28 protein-coding genes are annotated in these 24,988 nt (G+C 71.5%); 14 read left to right on the top strand and 14 right to left on the bottom strand.

From position 1 onward, the window contains the following. Positions 1-207: 207 nt before the first annotated feature. Genes ACLF3M_RS20025 through ACLF3M_RS20010 form a run of 4 tightly spaced genes read right to left on the bottom strand, consistent with a single transcriptional unit; the run spans position 208 to position 4,724 of the window. Complete coding sequence (locus tag ACLF3M_RS20025; RefSeq protein WP_430658737.1) at positions 208-1,149, bottom strand: ABC transporter permease; 942 nt, start codon at positions 1,147-1,149, stop codon at positions 208-210. Next, positions 1,149-2,204: an ABC transporter permease gene (locus ACLF3M_RS20020; protein ID WP_430658736.1), complete on the bottom strand. Its 1,056-nt coding sequence runs from the start codon at positions 2,202-2,204 to the stop codon at positions 1,149-1,151. The genes ACLF3M_RS20025 and ACLF3M_RS20020 overlap by 1 nt, the downstream gene beginning before the upstream one ends. After that, on the bottom strand, positions 2,201-3,721 hold the full coding sequence (locus tag ACLF3M_RS20015; protein WP_430658735.1) for an ABC transporter ATP-binding protein: 1,521 nt from the start codon (positions 3,719-3,721) through the stop codon (positions 2,201-2,203). The genes ACLF3M_RS20020 and ACLF3M_RS20015 overlap by 4 nt, the downstream gene beginning before the upstream one ends. 7 nt (positions 3,722-3,728) lie before the next feature. After that, on the bottom strand, positions 3,729-4,724 hold the full coding sequence (locus tag ACLF3M_RS20010) for a BMP family lipoprotein (protein WP_430658734.1): 996 nt from the start codon (positions 4,722-4,724) through the stop codon (positions 3,729-3,731). A gap of 367 nt (positions 4,725-5,091) precedes the next feature. Between ACLF3M_RS20010 and ACLF3M_RS20005 the strand changes: the two genes are divergently transcribed. Continuing rightward, positions 5,092-5,304 carry a hypothetical protein gene (locus ACLF3M_RS20005; RefSeq protein ID WP_430658733.1) on the top strand — a complete coding sequence of 71 codons (213 nt, stop codon included), beginning with the start codon at positions 5,092-5,094 and terminating at the stop codon, positions 5,302-5,304. Then, positions 5,301-6,152 carry a TauD/TfdA dioxygenase family protein gene (locus tag ACLF3M_RS20000; RefSeq protein ID WP_430658732.1) on the top strand — a complete coding sequence of 284 codons (852 nt, stop codon included), beginning with the start codon at positions 5,301-5,303 and terminating at the stop codon, positions 6,150-6,152. Before ACLF3M_RS20005 ends, ACLF3M_RS20000 begins: the two co-directional genes overlap by 4 nt. Before the next feature lie 2 nt (positions 6,153-6,154). Here ACLF3M_RS20000 and cobA read toward each other — a convergent pair whose 3' ends face one another. Next, entirely contained in the window at positions 6,155-6,964 is an 810-nt protein-coding gene (gene cobA, locus ACLF3M_RS19995; RefSeq protein WP_430658731.1) for a uroporphyrinogen-III C-methyltransferase, read from the bottom strand. A 184-nt stretch (positions 6,965-7,148) separates the two neighbouring features. Between cobA and ACLF3M_RS19990 the strand changes: the two genes are divergently transcribed. From ACLF3M_RS19990 to ACLF3M_RS19955, 8 genes are read left to right on the top strand one after another with little or no spacing between them, the layout of a single operon-like run. After that, positions 7,149-7,478 (top strand): DUF2849 domain-containing protein, encoded by a 330-nt coding sequence (locus tag ACLF3M_RS19990; protein WP_430658730.1) that lies wholly within the window; start codon positions 7,149-7,151, stop codon positions 7,476-7,478. A gap of 11 nt (positions 7,479-7,489) precedes the next feature. Further along, complete coding sequence (locus ACLF3M_RS19985) at positions 7,490-9,181, top strand: nitrite/sulfite reductase (protein WP_430658729.1); 1,692 nt, start codon at positions 7,490-7,492, stop codon at positions 9,179-9,181. Further along, complete coding sequence (locus tag ACLF3M_RS19980; protein ID WP_430658728.1) at positions 9,168-9,668, top strand: DUF934 domain-containing protein; 501 nt, start codon at positions 9,168-9,170, stop codon at positions 9,666-9,668. Before ACLF3M_RS19985 ends, ACLF3M_RS19980 begins: the two co-directional genes overlap by 14 nt. 1 nt (position 9,669) lies before the next feature. Further along, entirely contained in the window at positions 9,670-10,215 is a 546-nt protein-coding gene (locus ACLF3M_RS19975; protein WP_430658727.1) for a precorrin-2 dehydrogenase/sirohydrochlorin ferrochelatase family protein, read from the top strand. Positions 10,216-10,269: 54 nt separating this feature from the next. Next, positions 10,270-11,277, top strand: coding sequence for a sulfate ABC transporter substrate-binding protein (locus ACLF3M_RS19970; protein WP_430658726.1), 1,008 nt, complete (start codon positions 10,270-10,272; stop codon positions 11,275-11,277). Then, positions 11,274-12,131, top strand: a complete 858-nt coding sequence (gene cysT / locus ACLF3M_RS19965; protein ID WP_430658725.1) for a sulfate ABC transporter permease subunit CysT — start codon at positions 11,274-11,276, stop codon at positions 12,129-12,131. Before ACLF3M_RS19970 ends, cysT begins: the two co-directional genes overlap by 4 nt. After that, positions 12,128-12,970, top strand: a complete 843-nt coding sequence (gene cysW / locus ACLF3M_RS19960; protein ID WP_430658724.1) for a sulfate ABC transporter permease subunit CysW — start codon at positions 12,128-12,130, stop codon at positions 12,968-12,970. The genes cysT and cysW overlap by 4 nt, the downstream gene beginning before the upstream one ends. Next, positions 12,967-14,043 (top strand): sulfate/molybdate ABC transporter ATP-binding protein, encoded by a 1,077-nt coding sequence (locus ACLF3M_RS19955; protein WP_430658723.1) that lies wholly within the window; start codon positions 12,967-12,969, stop codon positions 14,041-14,043. The genes cysW and ACLF3M_RS19955 overlap by 4 nt, the downstream gene beginning before the upstream one ends. Here the strand turns inward: ACLF3M_RS19955 and ACLF3M_RS19950 are convergent. Continuing rightward, on the bottom strand, positions 14,040-14,489 hold the full coding sequence (locus ACLF3M_RS19950; protein WP_430658722.1) for an RrF2 family transcriptional regulator: 450 nt from the start codon (positions 14,487-14,489) through the stop codon (positions 14,040-14,042). The genes ACLF3M_RS19955 and ACLF3M_RS19950 overlap by 4 nt on opposite strands. Before the next feature lie 76 nt (positions 14,490-14,565). On the opposite strand from ACLF3M_RS19950, the gene cysK reads away from it, so the two are divergent. The 3 genes from cysK to ACLF3M_RS19935 are packed head-to-tail and all read left to right on the top strand — an operon-like array spanning position 14,566 to position 17,096. Then, positions 14,566-15,570, top strand: coding sequence for a cysteine synthase A (cysK, locus tag ACLF3M_RS19945; protein ID WP_430658721.1), 1,005 nt, complete (start codon positions 14,566-14,568; stop codon positions 15,568-15,570). Positions 15,571-15,574: 4 nt separating this feature from the next. Next, the gene (locus tag ACLF3M_RS19940) at positions 15,575-15,751 is read left to right on the top strand and encodes a hypothetical protein (RefSeq protein ID WP_430658720.1); all 177 of its coding nucleotides are present in this window, start codon (positions 15,575-15,577) and stop codon (positions 15,749-15,751) included. Continuing rightward, complete coding sequence (locus ACLF3M_RS19935) at positions 15,738-17,096, top strand: amidase (protein ID WP_430658719.1); 1,359 nt, start codon at positions 15,738-15,740, stop codon at positions 17,094-17,096. Before ACLF3M_RS19940 ends, ACLF3M_RS19935 begins: the two co-directional genes overlap by 14 nt. A 3-nt stretch (positions 17,097-17,099) precedes the next feature. On the opposite strand, the gene ACLF3M_RS19930 is transcribed toward ACLF3M_RS19935, so the two are convergent. Genes ACLF3M_RS19930 through ACLF3M_RS19915 form a run of 4 tightly spaced genes read right to left on the bottom strand, consistent with a single transcriptional unit; the run spans position 17,100 to position 20,045 of the window. Next, positions 17,100-17,957 carry a pirin family protein gene (locus ACLF3M_RS19930; RefSeq protein WP_430658718.1) on the bottom strand — a complete coding sequence of 286 codons (858 nt, stop codon included), beginning with the start codon at positions 17,955-17,957 and terminating at the stop codon, positions 17,100-17,102. 46 nt (positions 17,958-18,003) lie between these two features. Beyond that, positions 18,004-18,969 carry a tripartite tricarboxylate transporter substrate binding protein gene (locus ACLF3M_RS19925; RefSeq protein ID WP_430658717.1) on the bottom strand — a complete coding sequence of 322 codons (966 nt, stop codon included), beginning with the start codon at positions 18,967-18,969 and terminating at the stop codon, positions 18,004-18,006. A gap of 57 nt (positions 18,970-19,026) precedes the next feature. Next, on the bottom strand, positions 19,027-19,608 hold the full coding sequence (locus tag ACLF3M_RS19920; RefSeq protein ID WP_430658716.1) for an NAD(P)H-dependent oxidoreductase: 582 nt from the start codon (positions 19,606-19,608) through the stop codon (positions 19,027-19,029). Beyond that, a complete protein-coding gene (locus ACLF3M_RS19915; protein ID WP_430658715.1) occupies positions 19,608-20,045 on the bottom strand; it encodes a cupin domain-containing protein in 438 nt (145 codons plus the stop codon). Before ACLF3M_RS19915 ends, ACLF3M_RS19920 begins: the two co-directional genes overlap by 1 nt. 71 nt (positions 20,046-20,116) lie before the next feature. Between ACLF3M_RS19915 and ACLF3M_RS19910 the strand changes: the two genes are divergently transcribed. Further along, positions 20,117-20,698 (top strand): NAD(P)H-dependent oxidoreductase, encoded by a 582-nt coding sequence (locus ACLF3M_RS19910; protein WP_430658714.1) that lies wholly within the window; start codon positions 20,117-20,119, stop codon positions 20,696-20,698. A gap of 132 nt (positions 20,699-20,830) precedes the next feature. Here ACLF3M_RS19910 and ACLF3M_RS19905 read toward each other — a convergent pair whose 3' ends face one another. From ACLF3M_RS19905 to ACLF3M_RS19890, 4 genes are read right to left on the bottom strand one after another with little or no spacing between them, the layout of a single operon-like run. Beyond that, positions 20,831-22,159 carry a cytosine deaminase gene (locus tag ACLF3M_RS19905; protein WP_430658713.1) on the bottom strand — a complete coding sequence of 443 codons (1,329 nt, stop codon included), beginning with the start codon at positions 22,157-22,159 and terminating at the stop codon, positions 20,831-20,833. Positions 22,160-22,166: 7 nt separating this feature from the next. Continuing rightward, entirely contained in the window at positions 22,167-23,060 is an 894-nt protein-coding gene (locus ACLF3M_RS19900) for an ABC transporter permease (protein WP_430658712.1), read from the bottom strand. Then, the gene (locus tag ACLF3M_RS19895; protein WP_430658711.1) at positions 23,057-23,842 is read right to left on the bottom strand and encodes an ABC transporter ATP-binding protein; all 786 of its coding nucleotides are present in this window, start codon (positions 23,840-23,842) and stop codon (positions 23,057-23,059) included. Before ACLF3M_RS19895 ends, ACLF3M_RS19900 begins: the two co-directional genes overlap by 4 nt. Before the next feature lie 25 nt (positions 23,843-23,867). Further along, on the bottom strand, positions 23,868-24,908 hold the full coding sequence (locus tag ACLF3M_RS19890) for an ABC transporter substrate-binding protein (protein ID WP_430658710.1): 1,041 nt from the start codon (positions 24,906-24,908) through the stop codon (positions 23,868-23,870). Positions 24,909-24,988: the final 80 nt, after the last annotated feature.

Genomic DNA, 24,988 nt, shown 5'->3' with positions numbered 1-24,988 from the left:
CAACCACGACGCGCTGCAGGACCCCTCCCTCGGCTCCGGCCGGCGCTTCGCGCTGCACGCGATCGACGCGGTCGGCCTGGTGCATGCGATCCTGCTCCGCATCCAGGTCGCCATGCTGCCCTTCACCACTCTCGTCATGGGCGGACACTGAAGCGCTCGCCGCCGGCGGTTCGCCGGCGGCGCGGGGCGCGGGCTCGGCGTTAGGGTTCAGCGTTCCTTGACGTAGGGCAGACCGGCCGCGCGCGGCGGCGTCGCGCGGCCGACGAACCCCGCGAGGAGGATGACCGTCAGCACATAGGGCAGCGCCTGCACGGCCTGCACGGGGAAGGCGACGCCGAGGCCGGGGACCATCACGCCCTGCAGCCGGATCGCAACGGCATCGAGCAGGCCGAAGAGCAGGCAGGTCAGAAGCACACCGCCCGGCCGCCAGTTCGCCAGGATCAACGCCGCCAGCGCGATGAAGCCGCGCCCGGCCGTCATGTCAGTCGCGAAAGCGGCGCCCTGCGCCGTGGAGATCGCCGCGCCCGAGATCCCGCAGAGCACGCCCGCGATCATCACCCCGCCATAGCGCAGCCGCACGACCGGAACGCCCGCCGCGTCCACCGCGCCCGGCGCCTCGCCCGCCGCGCGCAGCCGCAGCCCAAAGCGCGTGCGCCACAGCACGAAGGACGCGGCGGGAACAAGCAGCAGCGCGATGTAGACGGGCGCGGTATGCCCGCCGATCACCGCGACATCGAAGCCCGGCAGCGACAGCGCGGGAAAGCGCGCGGAAGCCGGCAGCGCCGGCGTCTGCCCGCCCTGGCGGAACCAGGCGAGCGCCAGCGTCGCCGTCAGGCCCGAGGCCAGCACGTTGATCGCCATGCCTGAGACCACCTGGCTGCCGCGCAGCGTCACGCAGGCCAGGCCGTGCAGCAGCGCGAGCGCCGAGGATGCGACGACCGCGGCGACAAGCCCGAGCCAGGCGCTGCCGGTCACCGCGGCGGTCGCGGCCGCGGCGAAGGCGCCGGCCAGCATCTTGCCCTCGAGCCCGACATCCACGACGCCTGAACGTTCCGCGAAAAGCCCTGCCAGCGCGGCCAGGATCAGCGGCGTCGCCAGGCGGAGCGTCGCCGCCAGGATCGGCACGACCTGTCCGAGCGCGTCGTCCATCACGCCCGCGCCGCGAGCATGCGCGCGACAGGCGCGCGGAACAGCGCGCCAAGCGCGCCGGCGAACAGGATTACCAGCCCCTGCACGACGACCACGGTCTCGCGCGGGAGGTCCGGCATCTCGAACGCGAGCTCCGCCCCGCCCTGCGCCAGCGCGCCGAAGAGAAGCGCGGCGAGCAGCACACCCAGCGGATGGTTGCGCCCCATCAGCGCAACCGCGATGCCCGTGAAGCCGGCGCCGCCGGTGAAGTTCAGCATCAGGCGCTGGTTGGCGCCGAGCACCTCGTTCGCCGCGATCCCGGCCGCCAGCGCGCCGGAGATCGCCATCACCACGACGATGCGCCTGCGCTGGTCGATTCCGGCATAGGTCGCCGCGTCGGGATTGGCGCCGACGACGCGCAGCCCGTAGCCCCAGGCCGTGCGCCAGACCAGCAGCCAGACCAGGAAGGCCGCCAGCAGCGCCAGCAGCAGCGCGACATTCACCGGCGACCGGCCGGGGAAGCCGAAGGCCGACAGCGTCGGCAGCGCGGTCGCGAAGCGCCGCGTTTCCGGCGCCATCTGGCCCGGCGCGATCAGCATGTTGACCAGCAGGTAGACCATCAGCGAGGCCGCGATGAAATTGAACATGATTGTCGTGATGACGATGTGGCTGCCGCGGCGCGCCTGCAGCCAGCCCGGCACCGCGCCCCAGGCCGCGCCGAAGCCCGCCCCCGCTGCGAGCGCCACGACTACCAGCAGCCAGGACGGCAGCGCCGCATCAAGCCCAAGGCAGGCCAGCGCGATGCCGAGGCCGCCCAGGGCTGCCTGGCCCTCGACGCCGATGTTGAACAGCCCGCCCTTGAAGGCGATCGCGACGGCGAGCCCCGCGAAGGCCATGTCGGTCGCGTAGAACAGCGTGTAGCCCACGGCGTCCCAGGATCCGACGCTTCCGTTGATCAGCGCCTGCAGCGCCTCCGCCGGCGATTGCCCGGCGGCGACGACGACGAGTGCGGAGAGGGCGAGCGCCAGCGCGACGTTCAGCGCGGGCGGCAGCAGCAGCGCGGCGGCGCGCCTCACGCCGCGGCCCCGGCCATCAGCAGGCCGAGCTGGCGTTCGTCGGCGCCGGCCGGCACCTCGCCGACCAGCCTTCCGTCGAACATGACCAGGATGCGGTCGGACAGCGCCAGGATCTCGTCGAGTTCGACCGAGACCAGCAGCACCGCCTTGCCCGCGTCGCGCCAGGCGCGCAGGCGCGCATGGATCGCCTCGATCCCACCGATATCCACGCCGCGCGTGGGTTGGCCGACGAGCAGGATGTCCGGCGCTCGGTCGAGCTCCCGGCCCATGATCAGCTTCTGCTGGTTGCCGCCGGAGAACAGCGAGGAGCGCAGCGCCGGGATCGGCGGCCGCACGTCATGCGCGGCCATCAGCGCCTGCGCGTGCTCGCCGACCGCGCGGCGCGAGATCAGGCCGAGGGCGCGGCGCCAGCGGCTGTCGCGCTGATGGCCGAGGATCGCGGTCTCCTGCGCCTCGAAGGGCGCGACCAGGCCATGGCGCAGCCGGTCCTCCGGCACATGCGCGACGCCGAGGCCGCGCATCGCCGCTGCGTCGCAAGGCGGTAGTTGCTGGCCACGCAGGCGGATGGTGCCGGAAGCAGCGGCCCGCATGCCGGACAGCGTCTCCAGCAGCTCGGTCTGGCCGTTGCCGGCGACGCCGGCGATGCCGAGGATCTCGCCGGCATACAGGTCGAAGCTGACGCCGCGCAGCCGCTCGATCCCGGCATCGTCATGCGCGCGCAGCCCCTCGACGCCGAGCATCACCGCGCCTCGCGTCGCCGGGGCCGGGCGCCGCGACGCGGCGGGGCGGCGGCCGATCATGAGCTCGCCGAGTTCCGCCGCCGAGGTCGCGGCGGTGTCGCGATGCGCGACCATCCGCCCGCCGCGCATGACGGAGACGCGGTCGGTCACCGCCATCACCTCGCGCAGCTTATGCGTGATCAGGATCACCGCCTTCCCCTCGTCTCGCAGGGCGCGCAGGACGCGGAACAGGTCGTCGGCCTCCTGCGGGGTCAGAACGGCGGTGGGCTCGTCGAGGATCAGGACCTCGGCGCCGCGATGAAGCGCCTTCAGGATCTCCACCCGCTGCCGCGCGCCGACCGGCAGGTCCGCGACGCGCGCATCCGCGTCCACCGCCAGGCCGTAGTCGCGCGCGAGCCGCGCGAGCGAGGCCCGCGCGGCGGCCGCGCCCGGAGCCAGCAACGGGCCGCCCTCGGCGCCGAGCATCACGTTCTCCAGCACCGTGAAGGGCTCCACCAGCATGAAATGCTGATGGACCATCTCGATGCCGAGCGCGATGGCGTCGGCGCTGTCGCGGATCGCGACGGGCCTGCCGCCGACCAGGATCGCGCCGTCATCCATGGGGTAGAACCCGTGCAGGATCGCCATCAGCGTGGACTTGCCGGCGCCGTTCTCGCCGATCACGCCGTGGATGGAGCCCCGGCGGACCGAGAGATCCACCGCGTCGTTGGCCAGCACCGTGCCGAAGCGCTTGGTGACGCCGCGGCACTCGATGGCGAGGGGCGCCGCGCCCGACAAGGCGCGGCTACTGAACCGGGCAGGAATTGTCGGCCATGAAGTCGTGCACGGTAATGCGGCCGGCCACCACCTCCGCCCGCGCCTGGTCGAGCCGCGCGCGCATCTCCGGCGTGACCAGCGCGGCATTGTCGTCGTCGATCGCGACGCCGACGCCGTCTTCCGCCAGGCCCAGCACGCGCGGGCCCGCGCGCCAGGTGCCGGCCTGCGCCTGCTCGAAGCCGAGCCGCGTCGCGACGTCCACGCGCTTCAGCATGCTCGTCAGCACGCGGCCGGGATGCAGGTGGTTCTGGTTGCTGTCCACGCCGATGCCGAGACGGCCGGCATCGGCCGCGGCCTGCAGCACGCCCACGCCCGTGCCGCCCGCGGCGTGGAAGATCACGTCGGCGCCGCGCTCGATCTGGCTGCGCGCGAGTTCCGCACCGCGCACGGGGTCGCGCCAGGCCGCCGGCGTCGAGCCCGTCATGTTCTGCAGCACCTGGATCTGCGGGTTGGCCGCGCGCGCGCCCTGGACGTAGCCGCAGGCGAATTTCCGGATCAGTGGGATGTCCATGCCGCCGACGAAGCCGATGCGCCCCGAACGGCTCGCCATCGCCGCCATCAGTCCGGCGAGGTAGCTGCCCTGTTCCTCCCGGAAGGTGACGGACTGCACATTCGGAAGGTTCACCACGCTGTCGATCAGGATGAAGCGCGTCTGCGGGAACTCGGCGGCGACGGCCTGCACCGCGCCGCGCTGGGCGAACCCAACGGCGACGATCGGATCCTGGCCGCGACGGGCGAAGTTGCGCAGCGCCTGCTCCCGCTGCGGCTCTTGCGTGACCTCGAACTCCGCGACCTGGATGCCGGTAGTGCGCTGGAATTCCTGCCCGCCCCGATGCACGGCCTCGTTGAAGGAGCGGTCGAAGCGGCCGCCCATGTCGAAGACGATGGCGGGCCGGATCTGCTGCGCGGCGGCCGGCCACGCAAGCATCAGGGCGCAGAGCGCCGTCAGCACGAGCCGTCGCATCCATGATTCTCCCGGCAGGGTTGCAGGGCGAAACTGACGGAGGCGGCGCGCGCGCGTCAATCGCCGCCTGGCCGGACCGCGGCGTGCGGCGAAAAACCTCCTCCCGCTCAGCGGCGACGCGCCAACCGCGACCAGACCACGATCACACAGGATAAAATGTCACTCACGATCGTGGATTGATTGACTATTTACGTCGGCGGGCGTGGAAATACGCCCGCGCCGGGGCTGGTCCCGGCGGTGTGGAGCGACCCGCCCATGTCCCTCGCCAAGCATCGCGCGACCGTCGGCCGGGCCCATCCGTGTCGAATGCGATGCCGCCGAGACGACATCGCCTTCCCGCTCTCCACCGCCCCGAGGTCCGCTTCCCATGATCCAGTCCCGCCCCATCGAGATTGACGGCCGCTTCGTCGGCGTCGCGGTCAACGCCTCTGCGGACTGGCACTTCGTCGCCGTCGATCCGCTGCTCGACGACCTCGACGGGGTGCATTTCCCCTCGCCCGAGGAGATGGCCCGCGTCGCGCGCCAGGCGCTGAACCGGGCGCGCTTCGTTCGCCCGACGCCGCTGAGGCTGGCGTCGTGACCGTCTCGCTGCGGCCGGCGGCCGAACCGTCGCGCGACCTGTCGCATCCCTCCGGCGCACTGCGCCTGCGGCCGCTGCATCCGCTGTTCGGCGCGGAGGTCGAGGACATCGACCTCTCGCGGGACGGCGCGGTGATCCCGGCGCTGCGGCGGGCGCTGGCCTCGCATCTCGTGCTGGTGCTGCGCGGGCAATCGCTCACGCCGGTGCAGCAGGTCGCCGTCACCGCCCTGCTCGGCCCCGTGGCGCGGCATCCCCTGGCAGCGCTTTCGTTGCCCGGGAGCCCGGAGGTCGTGGTCGAGGATTCCGGCGGCGATGACCGCGAATCCCGCTGGCACGCCGATCTCGCCTGGTCGGCGACGCCTGCCAGCGTCTCCGCGGTGGCCGCTCACGAGGCGGACGGGCTTACCACGGAATTCGCCACCCAGGTCGGCGCCTATGAGCGTCTCGATCCGTGGCTGCGCGACCGCATCGAGTTCCTCGAGGCGGAGCATGACCATCCCCGTCGTGCGGCCACCGGCCTGCCGGCCGTGGCGCATCCCCTGGTGCGGCTCGATTCCGGGACGGGGCGGCGCGCGCTGCTGCTCGATCCCTCAAGCGCGGGGCGCATCCGCGGCCTGCCGGCGGCCGAGAGCGACGACCTGCTGCACCGGCTGCACGCGGCGGCGACGCATCCCGCCCTGGTCTGGCGGCATCGCTGGACAGCGGGCGATCTGTTGCTGTGGGACAATGCCGCGCTGCTGCACCGCACGCGTCGCGCGGCGGCCGGGCGCCTGCATCGCACGATGGTTCGCGGCGAGGCGCCGGTCGGACCGGCCGCGGTCTCGATGCCCTGGGTATCCGCCGGCTAAGTTCAGCCGGTCGCGGCGCGCGCGGGGGCCTCGGCCGCCGCGCCCGCCTCGGCGCCGAGGGCGGCGACCTCGCCGATCACGACCAACGCCGGCATCGGCAGGTCCGCGCGGCGCACCGCGAGCGTGCAGGCCCCGAGCGTGGTGCGCAGCACCGCCTCGCCCTCCAGCGAGGCCTGCGCGATCACCGCAACGGGCGTCGCCGGTGCGCGTCCCGCGGCGAGCAGCCGCACCGCGATCTCGTCGAGGCGCGTCATTGCCATGAAGGCGGCAATCGTGCCGCCGGCCTGCGCGAGGGAGGCCCAGTCCACGCTGCCGGGCAGGCCGCCAGCCTCGTCGTGGCCGGTGACGAAGGTCACGGCGCTCGCCGTTCCACGATGCGTCAGGGGAATGCCGGCCGCAGCGGGCGCCGCGGTGCCGGCGGAGACGCCGGGCACCACGCGCCAGGGGATGCCGGCGGCGTCCAGCGCTGCCGCTTCCTCGCCGCCGCGGCCGAAGACGAAGGGGTCGCCGCCCTTCAGTCGCACCACGCGCTTGCCCGCCCGGGCGGCGGCGACAAGCAGCGCGTTGATGCCGGCTTGCGGGACCGGCGCGGCGCCCTTGCGCTTGCCGACCGGCACGATCTCCGCGCCGGTGCTGACCAGGCGCAGCACGGCCCGACCCGGCAGGGCGTCGTGGAAGACGATGTCAGCGTTGCGCAGGGCGTCGGCAGCGCGGAGGGTCAGCAGGCCGGGATCGCCCGGCCCGGCGCCGACCAGCCAGACCTCCCCCGGGGCTGGGCCGATGCCGGAAGCCAGGGCGGAGCGCCATTTCACCACGGCATACGGTCCTTCAATAGCCGCTGAAAGGAGAAGAAACACCCCCATCAATACCAATGCAAGCGGTTACGAATGAGATTTTTGTCCCGTACTCGTGATTCTGCGTGGATTTCATCGCCGCGCCCATTGCGAACGCGGTGTCGCGACGTTAATTCTCGCCGGGCCTAGCGAGGAGCATCGGATGTCGGCACCCGCCAAGCTTCGACCCGCCACCGCCCCCGTGGTGCTCACGGCGAACGGGCTCGCTGATGGCCGCGTCGCCTGGCTCGCCGCCGGCGGGCACTGGACGCCGCGCATCGTGGAAGCCCGGGTCTTCGCGCCCGGTGCCGCCGAGGAAGCGCTCGCGCTCGGCCAGGCCGCCGAGAAGGCGCGCCTTGTCGTTGGCGCCTACACCGTCGAAGTCGAGTTGGGCGGCGGCATCCCCGTCCCGCGGCGCTTCCGCGAACGCCTGCGTGTCACCGGCCCTTCGGTGGACGCCGAGCCCCACCCCGCCCTGTCACTGGCCAGCTGAAGGCAGGCCCCATGGACACCTTGGCCCCCGCCGTCCCGCCGCATGCCCGCCGCTACCGCTATGACGAGGTGGACCGCGACTTCCTGCAGGGTCGGATCGCCCAGTTCCGAGACCAGGTCGCCCGCCGCATTGCAGGCGAGCTGACCGAGGACGAGTTCAAGCCGCTTCGCCTGATGAACGGGCTCTACCTTCAGCTCCACGCCTACATGCTGCGCGTCGCGATCCCTTATGGCGTGCTCGACAGCCGCCAGCTGCGCCAGCTCGCTCACATCGCGCGCCGCTGGGACCGCGGCTTCGGGCATTTCACGACCCGGCAGAACATCCAGTTCAACTGGACGAAGCTCGAGGACGCGCCGGACATGCTCGCTGCGCTGGCCGAGGTGGACATGCACGCCATCCAGACCAGCGGCAACTGCGTCCGCAACGTCACCACCGACGAATTCGCCGGCGCCGCGGCCGACGAACTGGTGGATCCGCGGATCTACGCGGAGATCCTGCGGCAGTGGTCCACGCTGCACCCCGAATTCACCTTCCTGCCGCGCAAGTTCAAGATCGCCATCACCGGCGCGCCGAACGACCGCGTGGCCGCCAGGATCCACGATGTCGGCGTGATCGCGAAGCGCAACGCGGAAGGTGCCATCGGCTTCGAGGTCTGGGTCGGCGGCGGGCTCGGCCGGACGCCGATCATCGGCACCAGGATCGCCGACTTCGTGCCGGAGCCCGATTTCCTCGCCTATCTCGAGGCCGTGCTGCGCGTCTACAACGCGCTCGGGCAGCGCGAGAACATCTACAAGGCGCGCATCAAGATCCTGGTCCGCGACCTCGGCGACGAGTTCCGGGAGTTGGTAGAGCGCGAATTCGCCGAGATGCCGCGCGGCCGCTACCGCCTGGAGCCTGAGGTCGTGCAGGCGATCGCCACCCATTTCGCCCCGCCGCCCTTCGCGCGGCTGTCGGACGATCCCCCTGCCCTGCAGCGCGCGCGAGACGCCGACAAGACCTTCGCGACATGGCTGCAGCAATGCACCCATCCGCACCGCCAGCCTGGCTACCGGTCCGTCGTCATCTCGCTCAAGCCGATCGGCGGCATACCGGGCGACGCCTCGGCCGACCAGATGGACGCGGTCGCCGAAATCGCGGAGCGCTTCTCTTTCGGCGAGATCCGCGTCAGCCACGTGCAGAACTTGGTGCTGCCGCATGTCCGGCAGGAAGACCTGCCGGCGCTGTTCGCCGCGCTGAAGCCGCATGGCTTGGCAACGCCGAACATCGGGCTGATCAGCGACATCATCGCTTGCCCGGGCATGGACTACTGCGCGCTTGCCACCGCCCGCAGCATCCCCGTCGCGCAGCGCATCTCGGAACGTTTCGCCAGCCTCGACGCGCAACTCGGCATCGGCACGCTGCACGTCAACATCTCGGGTTGCATCAACGCCTGCGGACATCACCACGTCGGCCATATCGGCCTGCTCGGCGTCGATAAGCGCGGCGAGGAGGTTTACCAGATCACCCTCGGCGGCAGCGCCGGGAACGATGCCGCCATCGGCGAACTGATCGGCCCTGCCTTCTCCTATGACGAGGTCGTGGACGCCGTGGAGACGCTCGTGCGAACCTATGTCGCGCATCGCGAGGCTGGCGAGCTCTTCAAGGACACCTATCGCCGGATCGGCCCGACGCCGTTCAAGGAGGCGCTCTATGCCGCTGCTTGAAGCCGGCGCGCTGCGCCCGGACGAATTCCGCTCCGTCGCCGACGATGAGGCGCTGCCCGACGGGCCGTCGCTCGTCAGCCTCGAGCGGCTGCTTCGCGACGCCCCCGCGCTCGCCGCGCGGAACGCGCCGCTCGGCGTCGTGCTGCCGAGCGACGCCGATCCCGCGGTACTCGAGCCGCTGCTCGATCGCCTGTCGCTCGTCGCGCTGCGCTTTCCCAAGGCGCGCGACGGCCGCGCCTTCACCCAGGCCCGCGCGCTTCGGGAACGCCACGGCTTCGCCGGCGAGATCCGCGCGACGGGCCATGTGCTGCCCGACCAGTACGCCTTCCTGCTGCGCTGCGGGGTCACGACGGTGGAGGTGCCGGACGGCACCGACGCCGCGGTCTGGGCCCGTGCGCTGCAGTTCATCCCTATCGCCTACCAGGCGGCCGTCGCCGGCGACGGCGACGCGCTCGGCCCGTTGCGACGCCGCGTCGCGGTCGCCTGAGATGCTCCCGCTCGTCTTCCTCCCCGACACGCCCGTGCTGCTCGCGGGACGCGGCGGCGCCTTCGCCAGGCGCCGGGCCCTGCTTGAGGGCGCGGGGCTGACGCGCATCGCCGTCCATGAGGGCGTGCCGCCGGAAGCCGCGCTCCGCCGCCAGCGCCTCGTCTTCGGCGCCGGGCTCGAGCCGGAGGAATCCGAGTGGCTTGCCGCCGCCGCCCGCGCACGCGGCGTCACCGTCAACATCGAGGACGTGCCGCATCTCTGCGACGTGCATGTCCCCGCGCTGGTCCGACGCGGCGATCTGCTGCTCACCGTCTCGACTGGCGGCGCTGCGCCGGCGCTGTCCGCCGCGCTACGCGCCTGGCTCCAGGACAGCTTCGGCGAGGAGTGGGCCGGCCGGCTGGCGGAGGTCGCAGCGCTTCGCGCCCGCCGCCGCGCGGCGGGCGATCCGCCGGCCGAGGTCATCCGCGCCGTCCGCGCGCATCTCGATGGCACGTCGTGGCTGCAACCGCGATGTCTGCCGGCGGGGGACACCGCGACGAACCACTGACCGCGCTCCTCGCCCTCCGCCGCTCCGACAACGATGCCTCGACGGAGAACGACCATGCGACTGACGCGACGCGGCCTGCTCGCCGCCAGCCTTACGATGCCGGCGCTGCCGGCGGCCGCCCAGCAGGTGACGCTGCTGAACGTGTCCTACGATCCTACCCGGGAACTCTACCGCGAGTACAACGCGACCTTCGCGCGCGACTGGCAGCAGCGCAGCGGCCAGGCGATCCGCGTCAACGCGTCCCATGGCGGTTCCGGCAGCCAGGCGCGCGGCGTCATCGATGGCCTGCAGGCCGACGTGGTGACGCTCGCGCTGGCCTATGACGTTGATGCGATCGCGGAGCGCGGGCTGATCGCGCGCGACTGGATCGGCCGCCTGCCCCACAACAGCGCGCCCTATACCAGCACGATCGTGTTCCTGGTGCGGAAGGGGAACCCGAAAGAGATCCGCGACTGGGGCGACCTGCTGAAGCCGGGTGTCGCGGTCATCACGCCGAACCCCAAGACCTCGGGCGGCGCGCGGTGGAATTACCTCGCGTTCTGGGCCTGGGCGCTGCGCCAGCCCGGCGCCAGCACGGCGACGGCCGAGGACGCGGCGGGACAGTTGTTCCGCCAGGTGCCTGTGCTGGACAGCGGGGCGCGCGGCTCGACCACGACCTTCTCCCAGCGCGGCCTGGGCGACGTGCTGCTGACCTGGGAGAACGACGCCTGGCTCGCCCTGCAGGAATTCGGCAGCGGCAATCTCGACATCGTCTATCCCGGCTTCTCGATCCTCGCGGAGCCCTCCGTCGCGGTGGTGGATGCGAATGTGGACCGGCGGGGAACGCGCGCGATCGCCGAGGCCTATCTCCGCGGGCTGTACACGCCCGAGGGACAGGCGCTGGTGACCAAGCATTTCTACCGGCCGCGCGACCCGGAGTTGCTGGCCGCCAACGCCCAACGCTTCCCCCGGCTCGACCTCGTCGCGATCGACGATCCGGTCTTCGGGGGTTGGCAGCGCGCGCAGCAGACGCATTTCGCCGATGGCGGCGTCTTCGACCGCATCTACCGGCCGCGACGATGAGCGCGACCGGCGTCCTCGGCCTGCCGCTGCCGGCGCGCGCGACCGTGCGCGCTGTGCCGGGGTTCCGGCTGTCCCTGGCGGTCACGGCGATCTGGCTGACCGCGATCGTGCTGATCCCGCTGGCCGCGCTGGCAATCCGGCCCTGGGAGCTCGGCATCCCCGGCATGTGGCAGTCGATCTCGGACGCCCGCGTCGCCGCCGCGCTGAAACTCTCCTTCGGCGCGGCGCTGCTCGCGGCGCTGGTGGACGTGCCGCTCGGCCTGCTGCTGGCCTGGGCCATCGTGCGGCTGCGGTTTCCGGGACGCGCCATCCTGGACGGCGCGGTGGACCTGCCCTTCGCGCTGCCGACAGCCGTCGCCGGCATCGCGCTGACCGCGATCTTCGCCCCGAATGGCTGGCTCGGCGCGCCACTGCAGGCCTGGTTCGACTGGAAGGTCGCCTACACGCCGGCGGGCGTCGTCGTCGCGCTCGCCTTCGTCGGCCTGCCCTTCATCGTGCGCACGGTGGAGCCCGTGCTGCGCGACCTCTCGCGCGATGCCGAGGAAGCCGCCGCGACGCTCGGCGCCAGCCGGCCGCAGACGCTTCGGCTGGTCGTCCTGCCGGCCCTTGCGCCCGCGATCGTCACCGGCTTCGGCCTCGCCTTCGCGCGTTCGGTCGGGGAATACGGCAGCGTCATCTTCATCGCGGGCAACATGCCGATGGTCAGCGAAATCGCGCCGCTGCTCATCGTCATCCGGCTCGAGCAGTACGACTATGCCGGCGCCGCGGCGGTGGGACTGGCGATGCTGACGCTGTCCTTCGCGATCCTGCTGACGCTGAACCTGGTCCAGCGACGCCTGCGGCGGAGCCGATGAGCCCCTTCCGCCCCGCCAGCCAGGACCCGGCCTGGGCGCGCTGGCTGATCGGATCGGCGGCCGTCCTGGTCGGGGCGGCGATGCTCGGCCTCCCGCTCGCGGCCGTCTTCACCGAGGCGCTGCGCCGCGGTGTTGATCCCGCGCTGCGCGCCTTGCAGGACGAGGACACGCTGGCCGCCGTCCGCCTGACGCTGATCGTCGCCGCGATCTCCGTGCCGTTGAACACCGTCGGCGGCGTCGCCGCGGCCTGGTGCGTCGCCAAGCACGACTTCCCGGGCAAGCGCCTGCTGGTCACGCTGATCGAGCTGCCCTTCAGCGTCTCGCCCGTCATCTCAGGCCTGGTCTTCGTGCTGATCTTCGGCCTGCAGGGCTGGCTCGGGCCCTGGCTGAAGGCGCACGACATCCAGGTGATCTTCGCCCTGCCCGGCCTGGTGCTGGCGACCGTCTTCGTCACCTTCCCCTTCGTCGCCCGCACGCTGATCCCGCTGATGCTCGAGCAGGGCCGCGACGAGGAGGAAGCCGCTGCGACGCTCGGTGCTTCCGGCTTCCAGACATTCCGCCGCGTCACCCTCCCGAACGTGAAGTGGGCGCTGCTCGCGGGCGTGCTGCTCTGCAATGCGCGCGCGATGGGCGAATTCGGCGCCGTCTCCGTGGTGTCGGGCCATGTCCGGGGAGAGACCAACACCATGCCGCTGCAGGTCGAGATCCTCTATAACGAGTACCAGTTCGCCGGCGCCTTCGCGGTGGCTGGGCTGCTGGCCCTTCTCGGCCTGGTGACGCTGGCCGCCAAGGCCGTACTGGAACGCCTGACGGCCCGGCGCGCGGAGGCCGCGGCATGAGCGTGATCGTCCGTTCCGTCTCCCGCCATTTCGGCGACGCGCGGGCGCTCGACGGCGTCTCGCTGCAGGTCGAGCGCGGCGAGTTCGTGGCGCTGCTCGGCCCCTCGGGCTCCGGCAAGACGACGCTGCTGCGCGTGCTCGCCGGCCTCGAGGGCACCGATGCCGGCAGCGTCCAGATCGACGCGCGGGACATGACCAGCGTGCCGGCCCGCGACCGTGGCGTCGGCGTCGTGTTCCAGCACTACGCGCTGTTCCGCCACATGACGGTCTTCGAGAACGTTGCCTTCGGCCTGCGCGTGCGGCCGCCGGACCGTCGCCCGGCACGCGCCGACATCGCGAAGCGGGTGCGCGACCTGCTCGCGCTGGTGCAGATCCCCGAACTGGAATCGCGCTATCCCGACCAGATCTCCGGCGGACAGCGGCAGCGCGTCGCGCTCGCCCGCGCGCTTGCGATCGAGCCGCGGCTGCTGCTCCTCGATGAGCCCTTCGGTGCGCTCGACGCGCTCGTCCGCAAGGACGTGCGGCGCTGGGTGCGCCGCCTGCACGAGGAACTGGGCCTGACGACCATCCTGGTCACCCATGATCAGGATGAGGCGATGGAGATGGCCGACCGCGTCGCCGTCATGGAGAACGGCCGCATCGTGCAGTTCGCCCCGCCGGCCACGCTGCTCGCCGCTCCCGCCACGCCCTTCGTCGCCGGCTTCGTCGGCGAGGCCGCCCGGATCGCCTGCGCCGTCCGCCAGGGCGTCGTGCATTTCGATCCCCTGCCCCTGCCGCCGCTGCGGGTCATGCTGCCGGACGGCTCCGCCGAGGCCTTCGTCCGTCCGCACGACCTCGTCGCCAGTCCCGGCGACAGCGCGGTCCTGCGCGGCCTTCGTGCCGGCCACGGCGAGGCCCGCGCGATCGTGGAGGCCGGCGATGCGAACCTCGACGCGGTGGTGCATCCCCTCGGCCCCTGGGCCCGTCGCGGCGCGCCCTGCCGGCTGCACCTGCGCGGCGCGCAGGTCTTCGGCGCGGACGGCACCAGTGCCCGGGCCGTGCCGCTGGCCGAACGCGCTGCCGTCTATGGCTAGATCGCGAAGTCCAGCGGCTCGGTCTGCGGGCGTCGGAGGCCGGCCTGCGCGGCGCGGCGCAGCAGGTCGCCGACGGTCAACTGCGCCAGCTTTTCACGCAGCGCGCCGTCCAGCTCGCCCCAGAGCGGCGCGGTCACCACCTCCGCCAGGCGGCCGTTCGGGACCACGAAGGCGTCGTCGGACTCCACCACCGCCTCGACGATCTCCATCAGCGCAATGCCGCGCGGCGCGCGGGCCAGGCGGTAGCCGCCCTTCGGGCCCCGCATGCCCTCCAGGATCGCCGCGCGGCTCAGCGCCTGCAGCACGGGCTCGATCCCGCGCCGCTGCGCGCCGAGCCGTTCGGCGATCCCGGCAGCGCCGGTAGCCTCTGCCCCGCGGCCGGCATGGAACGCCACGTCCAGCACGATGTCGATTGCCATGAGGGCACGGTCGCGGCGAAGCAGCATGGCAGGTCCTTCTCCCGGTCGGGACGATGGGAGAACGCCCCGTTTCTCCGATCCAGAAGCGTGATATGGGATCGGCATGCCGGAAGGAAGCACCCCCAGGCGCCGCGGCGCCCGGAACGCCCCCTCGTCCCCGACCGCCGCGCGCGGCCGGCTCTTCGGCAGCGTGCTGGAAACCGTGGGTGCCACGCCGCTCGTGCTGCTGCCGCGGCTCGCGGCCTCGGCGGGGCTCGCCGCGCGCCTGGCGCTCAAGCTGGAGTTCTTCAACCCGCTGGGGTCGGTGAAGGACCGGATCGGGCTCGCGATGGTGGAGGCGGCGGAACGCGAGGGGCTGATCGCGCCGGATCGTTCCATCCTTGTGGAACCGACCTCGGGCAACACGGGAATCGCGCTGGCCTTCGTCGCGGCGGCGAAGGGCTACCGGCTGATCGTCGTGATGCCCGACGGCGCGAGCATCGAGCGGCGGCGCATGATGCGGATCATGGGCGCGGAGCTGGAGTTGACGCCCGCGAAGAAGGGAATGACGGGCGCCATCGAGCGGGCGGAGGAGATGCTGCGCACCACGCCCGGCGCCTGGATGCCGCGCCAGTTCGACAATCCGGCCAACCCCGCCATCCACGCCGCCACGACCGCGGAGGAGATCTGGGCCGACACGGAAGGCACGGTGGATGCCGTCGTCGGCGGGATCGGCACCGGCGGCACGCTGACCGGCGTCGCACGCGCGCTGAAGCCTCGCCGGCCGGGGCTGCGCGTCATCGGGGTCGAGCCCGCCGAAAGCGCGGTGCTGTCCGGCGACGAGCCGGGCCCGCATCGCATCCAGGGAATCGGCGCCGGCTTCAGGCCGGCGGTGCTGGAACTGGAACGGCTCGACGCGGTGATGCGCGTGTCCGAGGACGAGGCGATCGCTGCGGCGCGGCGTTGCGCGCGGGAGGAAGGGCTGCCGATCGGCATCTCCTCCGGCGCCGCGCTGCACGCCGCGATGGAGGTGGCTCGCCCGCCGGCGATGCAGGGCCGCCTCGTCGTTGCCATCGCGGCGTCCTTCGCCGAACGCTACTTGTCCACGGAATTGTTCGAGGGGCTTTAGGCGCGTGTCGCCGGACCTGCTCCGCCTGATCGAGCGCCGCGTGGCGGACGCCGTCGGCGGCGATCCAGCCCTTGCGCAAACCACGCTCGTCGAAGCCGCCCGCCTCGCCACGGAAGCCGAGGCAGCGCGTCCGCCGCTCGGCCCCGGCGACACGCCGGCGCTCCCCCGTGATCCCCGCTGAGCGCCTGCTGCAGGGAGGCGTGCGCGACGCCGCCGCGGCGATCGCACGCGGCGAGGTGACGGCGAGGGCGCTGGTCGCCGCCGCGCTCGGGCGCAGCGCGGCGCTGAACGGGACGCTGCGCGCCTTCGCCGAGATCTGGCCCGACGCCGAGGCGCGGCCCGGCGGCGGGCACCTCCTCGCCGGGCTGCCCGTCGCGCACAAGGACATCTTCGCGCGTCCGCACCGCCAGCCGCTTTGCGGCGCGGCGCGCCCCTTCGCCGGCCCGCCCCTGCCGCCCTCGCCCGCGCTGGCGGCCGTGCAGGCGACCGGCGCGGCGGAAACCGGCGTGCTGACCATGGCGGAATTCGCACTGGGAACCACCGGCACCAATGCCGTGCATGGCGATGCCGGCAATCCCTGGGCGATCGGACGCTGCAGCGGCGCGTCGTCCTCGGGCTCCGCCGTCGCCGTCGCGGCGGGGCTGGTCTTCGCCTCGCTTGGCACGGACTCCGGCGCGTCCTGCCGCCTGCCGGCGAGCTTCTGCGGCGTGGTCGGCGTGAAGCCGAGCCCCGGCGCCGTCCCGACCGACGGCGTCTTCCCGATGTCCTGGTCGCTGGACGCCGTCGGCATGCTCGCGCGCGGGCTGGACGACGCCGCGATCCTGCTCGCGGCCGCCCGCGGCGAGGCGACCCCGGATGCGCCGATCCAGAACCCGGCGCTGCGGATCGGAATCCCTGCAGGCTACTACACCGACCATCTCCACCGCGACGTCGCGGGCGCCTGGGACCAGGGCCGCCGCAGGCTGGAACACGCGGGGCACCGCGTGCTGGACGTTCCCGTCGTGGAGACGCCGGCGATCCGCTCCCTCATGCGCCTCGTCATGCGCGCCGAGGCGGCGGCGCTGCACCGCCCGCTGATCGCCGCCGATCCCGGCAACTACCCGCTGTCGGTCCGTCGCTTCCTCGCTTCGGGCGAGGCGACGCTCGCGACCGACTACCTCGATGCGCTGCGCGCGCGCGGCGCGATGCTGCGCCAGGCGTTGGCGACCACCTTCGCGCGGGTCGACGTGCTGCTGACGCCGACCGTGCCGGTCCTGCCGCCGCTCTATGCCGAGATCGCGGACGCCGCGGACCCCGAGGCATGGCGCAGGGTGACGCTGCTCGCGCATGCCACGCAGCCCGCAAGCTTCCTTGGCTTGCCCGCCATCTCGGTCCCCGCGGCGCTGACGCCGGACGGGCTGCCCATCGGCCTGCAATTGATCGGCCGCCCCGGCGAGGACGCCGCGCTGTTCCGCGCCGCGCTGCCGATCGAAGCCGCGCTCCGCGCTGCAACGCCGCTTTCGCCGAGCCTCTCGCGCGCGACGTAGCGATCAGCCCAGCCCGCCGAAGCGGCCGGCCTGGTAGTCGCGGATCGCATCGAGAATTTCCTCGCGCGTGTTCATCACGAAGGGCCCGTGCGAGACCACGGGCTCGTCGCAGGGCTCGGCATGGCCGAAGAGAACGACGCTGTCCTGCATCGCAAAGAGCTCGACCTCCTCGGCATCGTCCGCCAGCGTGACCAGGGTGGAGGCGTCGGCGTTGCGGCCGCCAACCTCTACGGCGCCGCTGACGACATAGAGGAACACGTTGCGCCCGCGCGGCGCCGGCGCGGCGATGCCGCCCTCGGCCTTCATGCGCAGCACCGACATCATCACGCCGGTCAGGGTCGAGAGCGCGCCGCGCTGGCCGTCCCAGTCGCCAGCGATCAGCTCCACCGTGACGGCGCCGTCCTCGGTCGCGAATTTCGGGATGTCGGCGGCCTGCAGCCCGGCGTAAGCCGGCCGCGTCATCTTGAGCCGCGAGGGCAGGTTGACCCAGAGCTGGAGGATCTCCATCGGGCCGCCGTCGCGCTTGAAATCCTCCGGCGAGATCTCGGCATGCACGAGGCCGCTGCCCGCGGTCATCCATTGCACGCCGCCGGCGCGGATGATGCTTTCACCGCCGCCGCTGTCGAGATGCGCGAGTTCGCCATCGAGGATGAAGGTCACGGTTTCGAAGCCGCGATGGGGGTGCGGGCCGAAGGGCAGTCCCGTGTTGCCTGGCGGATAGACCTGCGGCCCGTGGTGGTTGACGAAGAGGAAGGGGTCCACCTGCTCGAGCCCCGGCCCCGGCAGCGGCCGGCGGGTCACGAGATCGCCGATGTCGTCGCGCAGTGCGCGGTGCAGGCCAGTGACGGTGCGGGTCGTCATGGCCAAGCGATGCGCTGCGGCGCGGCCCCGGTCAACGCCGGAGCGGTCAATCCGGCTGGATGTTGTTCTCGCGCACGACCTTGGCCCAGGTCTCGACCTGGGCGACGAAGAAGCGGCGGAACTCGTCGGGCGAGGAGACCACCAGTCTGGCCTGCTGCGTCTCGATCATCGTACGCCGGACGCGCTCCTCCGCCAGCGTGTCGCGCAGCGCGGCGTGCATGCGGCCGATCTGCTCCTCCGTGCTGCCCCTGGGGCCGAAGAGGCCCCACCAGGCCTCGGCCTCGAGCCCCGGGAAGCCGGCTTCGACCGCGGTCTCGGTGTCGGGCAGGCCGGCCAGGCGGGACGGGCCGAACTGCAGCAGCGGCCGCAGCGTGCCGCCGGCGATGTGCGGCAGCAGCAGCGCGGAACTGCCGATCATCATGTCCACCGTCCCGGCGACGGTGTCGTTCACCGCCAGGCCGCCGCTGCGATAGGGGATGTGCGTCATTCGCGCGCCCGCCCGCTCCCCCAGCATGATCATGGTGAGATGCCCGATCGTGCCGTTGCCGGTGGAGCCGTAGGAGACGGCGTCCGGACGCGCCTTCGCGGCCGCCACGACGTCGGCGATGGTCCGGAACGGCCTGTCCGCCTTGGTCGCGAGCGCATAGGGCGAGCCGCCGATCAGCATCACGGGATCGAGGTCCCGCATCAGGTCGAACGGCAGGTTCCGCAGCAGCGCGGCGAGCGTCGCGTGGCTGTCGAAGGTCAGCAGCCAGGTCGTCCCGTCCGGCCGCGCCTTTGCCACGACGTCGGCGCCGATCGATCCCGCGGCGCCGGAGCGGTTCTCCACGACCACAGGTGCCCCGAGCCGCTGCGTCAGCCCCGGCGAGAGCAGCCGCGCCACCGCATCGGTGGACCCGCCCGGCGCGAAGGGCACGATGATGCGGATGGAAGTGCCCTGCGCGGACGCCAGCGACGGCAGGGCGAGTGCCGCGGCGAGGCCGAGCGACGCCCGGCGGGTGACGCGATGCATGACGGTATCCTCCCGCCGCGCAGAATCGCGCCGCGGGAGGCCCGTTGCAAGACGGGATCAGAACTGCGCCATGCGCCGGCGCACCCGGTGCAGGAAGGCGCGGCCGCGTTGCTCCGTCACCTGGTTCATGTTGTAGAGGGCGTGATACTCCACCTGCGCCCGCCAGCCCGTCAGCGCCTTCAGGTAGCGCGTCACCGCCATGCGCGGAGGATCCGCGACCCAGATCGCGTTCCAGCGCGGCCTGCCATAGGTGCTGATTCCCGCGATCTTGCGGATATTCGTCAGGTTCGGCCTGGCGATGCCGTCCTGCAGCGTGAAGGACACGCCGGGGATGAAGACGCGGTCGAAGAAGCCCTTGAGGATCGCGGGCAGGCCGAAGCTCCAGGTCGGGAAGGACAGCACCAGCGCCTCGGCCGCCTCGACGCGCCTGATGTAGGACTCGCAAGGCGCGCGGTTGTCGCGCAGCGCGTGGTAGCCGCGCCGCTCGGCCGCGCTCAGCACGGGGTCGAAGTCCTCGGCGTAGAGATCGCAGAGGTCCACGTCGTGCCCGGCCTCGGCCAGGCCGGCACGCACTTCCTCGCGGATCGCGAAGTGGAAGCTTTCCGGCAATGGGTGGGCATAGAGATAGAGGACGCGCATCAGCCGGGACCGCGCCCCGTCAGCACCGTGATATCCTCCGGCGCCAGGTCCACCGGCGTGCCGTTTCGGATGAGCTCGGCGAAGCCCTCGTTCGGCGTCATCAGCGTCAGGCAGTACAGCTTCTCCGCGGTGTCATTGACCACGACATGCTCGACGCCGGGCTTGAGGACGAAGCAATCGCCGGGGCCGATCGGCATCTCCCTGCCGTTCGCATGGGCCTTGCCGGAACCCGCGAGGACGAAGAAGCATTCCTCGGCCTCGGCATGGGAGTTCGGCGGCGTGCGTCCGCCTGGCTCGAAGATCTCGACGACGAGGGTGAACGACACGCCGTCCTCGAGCGGGTCGAAGAGGCAGGCGAAGTAGTTCGTGTCGTTCGGCGCGATGCGGAAGCCCCGCAACTCCTTCGCGCGCTTGCCGATCACCGGCGCGGTCATCATGGGCCACGGCCTCCGAGGCGGTTGCGATCCCGGTCCGGGCATAGCACATGCGATGCCAGAAGGAGCCGGGCATGAACGTCCTGATGGTCTACGCGCATCCGCGCGCCGACAGCCTGTCCGCCGCTCTGCGCGACGCCGCCAAGGGGTCTCTTGAGGCTGCGGGGCACAGCGTGGAACTGCTCGATCTGCATGCCGAGGGATTCCGCGCCGCGCTGACCGCCGAGGAATCCACTATTTTCCGCGACCGCGGCGGAGACCTCGACGACGTCCGCGCGCACACCGAAGCGCTGCGCCGCGCCGATGCGCTGGTGCTGGTTCACCCGACCTGGTGGTTCGGCATGCCCGCCATCCTGAAGGGCTGGCTCGACCGCGTCTGGTCGCATGGCGTGGCATTCCGCGTCGCGCCGAGGGGAATCGAGGGGATGCTGACCAACATCAGGAAGATCGCGGTGGTGACGACCTATGGCTCGCCCTGGTGGGTGATCTGGTGGGTCGGGCGGATCGACCGGAAACTGGTGAAGCGCGGCATCGCCGTGCTCTGCGCCAAGGGCTGCAAGGTGGAGTGGCTGTCGCTGACGCGGCTGGATACGCGCCGGCGCGAGGAATGTGAGGCCTTCGTCGCGCGGGTGCGGGCGCATTTCGCGCGGTGGTGAAAGCCGTCTCCACCAGAGGAGGGAGAGGGTGGGGTGAGGGGGGCGGCGAGCATTGGAGACACGCCAGCTTTCCTGAGCGTCCCCCTCACCCAACCCTCTCCCCCATAAGCGGGGGAGAGAGCTCGAGTAGCGTCAGCCCGTCACGCCCACGATCTCGTCCAGTTCCCGCCAGTGCGGCGCGGTCGCCTCCAGCAGGCGGCCGTCGCGCAGCACGGCGCGATCGGATTGCGGACGCGACAGCAGCTCCGTCATGAAGCGCGCGGAATAGAGCACCAGGTCGGCCGGCTGCCCCGCCGCGATCAGGCCGCGGCCGGCGATTCCCATGGCCTCCGCGGGGTTCGCCGTCGCGGCGCGGTACCAGTCGCCGAAGGGGTGGTCGAAATGCAGGATGCGCGTCGCCTCCCGGAAGACCTCGGTCATGTCGAGGTCGCCATAGGCGTAGAAGGGATCGCGCGTGTTGTCCGACGCGACGGAGACGCGGATCCCGGCCGCCCGCATCTCGTGCACCAGCGTTACGCCGCGCCAGCGCGGGGTACGGCCCGCGACGCGGTCCTGCAGGTACATGTTGCACATCGGCAGCACGACGATGCTGATGCCGGCCTCGGCGACGCGGGCGATGGTGTCGCGTGCGAAGTCCTCGGGCTGGACCGAGAGGCTGCAGCAATGGCCGCACTGGATACGGCCCTTGAACTTCCGGCGCAGCGCGGTGAGTGCGATCTCGCGGAGCGCGCGCGCGCCGCTCTCGCCGGATTCGTCGACGTGCAGGTCGATATCCAACCCGCGCGATTCCGCCAGGGCGAAGAAGGTGTCGAGCTCCTCCTGGAAGCCGACGGGCAGGTCGGCATGCAGCTCGCCCACATGACGCGTGACCATGCCCAGCACGCCGCCGGCCTCCGCCACCATGTTGGCGATCGGCGCACCGTCCGGGCCGGCGAAGCGATCAAGCGGGGCGATGGAGCTCATCTGGATCGCGACCTTGCCGGCCCAGCGGTCGCGCAGCCGCACCATTGCCCGCCAGGACCCGCGCGCCATCGGCAGGTAAGTGTCGACATGGGTGCGGATTGCGACGGTGCCGTGGGCATGGGCGCAGCGGATCGCGAAGTCGGCGCGCGCTTCCACATCCTTTTCCGACCAGGCGGCGGAGCGGTCGGCCATCACCGCCTCGATCGCGCCGCCGAAATCGCCGCGCGGGTTGCGCGCGCGCGGCCAGATATGGCCTTTGTCGAGATGGGTGTGCGCGTCCAGCGGCGCCGGCCAGACCTGGCCACCCTGCATGTCCACGCCGTCCCTCGCGGAACCTACAGGCGCGACGCCCGCGATCTTGCCGTCCTCGATCCGGATGTCTAGCCGCACCAGCCCGTCGGCGTCCCGCTCCGCCTCGAAGCCCGGGATCAGCACGCCGGGCGTGCGCGCATTGCGCAGCCAGAAGCGGCCGCCCGCCGCCTTCAACGCATCCCTCATCGCAAGCCTATTTCCGTTCCTTCATGGCACTCTCGTGCCAGTGGCGCAGCGCGAGGTGGCTGATCAGCGTCATCGCCAGGAAGATCGCGATGCCGGTCATGGAGATCAGCACCAGCGCCGCGAACATCTTCGGGATCTGCAGCTGGTAGCCCGCCTCCAGGATGCGGTAGGCCAGGCCCGAGGCCCGGCCGCCCGTCCCAGCCACGAACTCCGCTACGATCGCGCCGATCAGCGCGAGGCCGCCGGAAATGCGCAACCCGCCAAGGAAATAGGGCATCGCCGTCGGCAGCCGGAGGCGCATCAGGACCTGCCAGCGGCTCGCGCGGTATAGCCGGAACAGGTCCTGGAGGTTGTGGTCGGCGCTGTTCAACCCGAGCGTGGTGTTCGACAGGATCGGGAAGAAGGCGACGATCCAGGCGCAGATCAGCAGCGCGAAGCGGACATCGTCCACCCAGATGATGATCAGCGGCGCGATCGCGACGATCGGCGTGACCTGCAGGATGACGGCATAGGGGAACAGCGACAGCTCGATCACGCGGGACTGCGCAAACAGCACCGCCAGCGCCAGGCCCAGCACCGCGGCCACGACCAGTGCGGAGAAGGTGATCTGCAGCGTGATCCAGAGCGAGACCTGCATCGTGTCCCAGCTGTTCACCAGGGCCTGCGCGATCTCGATCGGGCCCGGCAGGATGTAGCTCGGGATGCCCCTGGCCGTTACCACCCACTGCCAGGCACCCAGCGAGACGAGACCGACGACCAGCGGTGCGATGATCCGCAGCCAGCCCTCGGCGGTCAGGCCGAGGAAGGTCCTGTCGCGCGACGCGGCCGGCGCGTCGGCCAGTTCGGTCGCGGAGACCGAGACATGCGCGTGCGCCTCGGCGGCCTTGTCCATCGCGTTCATTCGCCCATCGCCTTGTGCAGGGACCCCGATACCTCGCGGCAATGCGCGGCGTAGTCGGCGGAGGTGCGGAAGACCTCTCCACGGGGATAGGGCGCGTCCACCGTGATGTCCTGCACGACGCGGCCGGGCCGCGCCGCCATCACCACGATCCGGCGCGAGAGGTAGACGCTCTCGAACACGGAATGCGTCACGAAAACCGCGGTGAAGCGTTCCTCCTGCCACAGCGTCAGCAGGTCGTTGTTCAGGCGATGCCGTGTGATCTCGTCGAGCGCCGCGAAGGGCTCGTCCATCAGCAGCAGGCGCGGCTTGGTGACCAGCGCGCGCGCGATGGACACGCGCATCTTCATGCCCCCCGACAGCGCGCGGGGATAGGACTTCTCGAAGCCCTTGAGGCCCACGGATTCCAGCGCCGCCGCCGCGCGGTCGGCCGCCTCTCCGCGGTTCATCCCCTCCAGGCGCAGCGGCAGCATCACGTTCTTCAGCGCATTCGACCAGGGCATCAGCGTCGGCTCCTGGAAGACGAAGCCGATGTCGCCCGGCCCGCTGCGCCCGGCGCTCATCTCGACGCGGCCGCGGGTTGGCTCGATCAGCCCCGCCATCATACGCAGCACCGTGGACTTGCCGCAGCCGGACGGCCCGAGCAGGGACACGAAGTCGCTGCGCTCGATCGCGAGGTTCACGTCCTGCACGGCGAGCGTGCCGTTCGCGAAGCGCTTCTCGACCCCCGTCAGCGAGACGACCGGCGACACCGCGGCGAGCGTCGCCGTCATAACGCCGTCCATGGTTGCCGCCGCCGGCGCCAAGGGCTCAGGACAGCCCGACGCGCTTGTTCACGAAGTCCAGCGTATAGGCCTTCCGGAAGTCGAGGCCGGGGGGATAGACGCCGGAATCGCGCATGCCTTCGTAGAAGGACTGCCAGCGCTCATGCGTCATCGCGCCGACGCCGAGGCGCTGCGCGTCGCCCGACATGACGATGCCCTGCTCGTTCATCACGCGGATCGCGTAGGCGATCTTGGCGTCGGTCATCTCGGGGTTGTCGCGCTTGATCAGGGCGTTCGCGGCCTCGATGTTCTGGCCGGTCATGTACTGCGTCCAGCCTTCCATCGTGGCATTGACGAAGCGCTGCACCACGTCGCGCTTCTCGTTCACCATCCGCTGGGAGATGTCGATCGTGGTCTGGTAGGCATCGAAACCGCCGTCGGCGAGCAGGAAGACCTTCGGCCGCGCACCCTGCTCCATTGCCACGAGCGGCTCGGATGAGAGAAAGCCCTGCTGGATCGCCATGCGGTCCGCCATGAAGGGACCCACGTTGAAGGTGTAGGGGCGGATCTGCTCGTCTGTGAAGCCGAAGCGCCGGCGCAGAAAGGGCCAGTAGGAGGTGCGCCCGCCCGCGCCGATCATGATCGGGCGGCCGCGCATATCCTCGAAGGAGTTGATGCCGTTGCCCTCATGCGTCATCAGGATCTGCGGATCCTTCTGCATGATCGACGTGATGCAGAGGAAGGGCAGGTTCTCCCGCACGAAGTTCAGCGCCTGGAAGGAGTTGGACATCGTCATGTCCACCCGTCCGGCCATCAGCAGCTGCGTGATGTTCTGCTGCGGGCCGCCCATGCGGATCTCGGCCTCGATGCCGTAGCGGCGATAAATCCCGGCGGCGACCGCCTGGTAGTAGCCGCCATGCTCGGCCTGGGCGCGCCAGTTCGTGTGGAAGGACACGCGGTCGAGGTTCTGCGCGACGGGGACCCGGGCACCGGGCACGGCCGCGAGCACGAAGCCGGCCCCGCCGGCGAGAAACGCACGCCGCTGGATCCCGTAGCGCGTGCGGTTGGGGGCGCTGTGGTCGGCCATGGGGTCTGTTGCCTCCATCCCATCGTCAGTTGCGCCGCCCGGCGCGGCGCGCGCGCGGTTTCTGCAAGGCGTGTGCCAGT

It is taken from the genome of Falsiroseomonas sp. HW251 (assembly GCF_050563545.1).
In the GTDB taxonomy this organism is placed as follows: Bacteria; Pseudomonadota; Alphaproteobacteria; order Acetobacterales; family Acetobacteraceae; genus Falsiroseomonas.
Note: the sequence above shows the minus strand (reverse complement) of the source record. Positions and strands in the feature narration are given on the sequence as shown.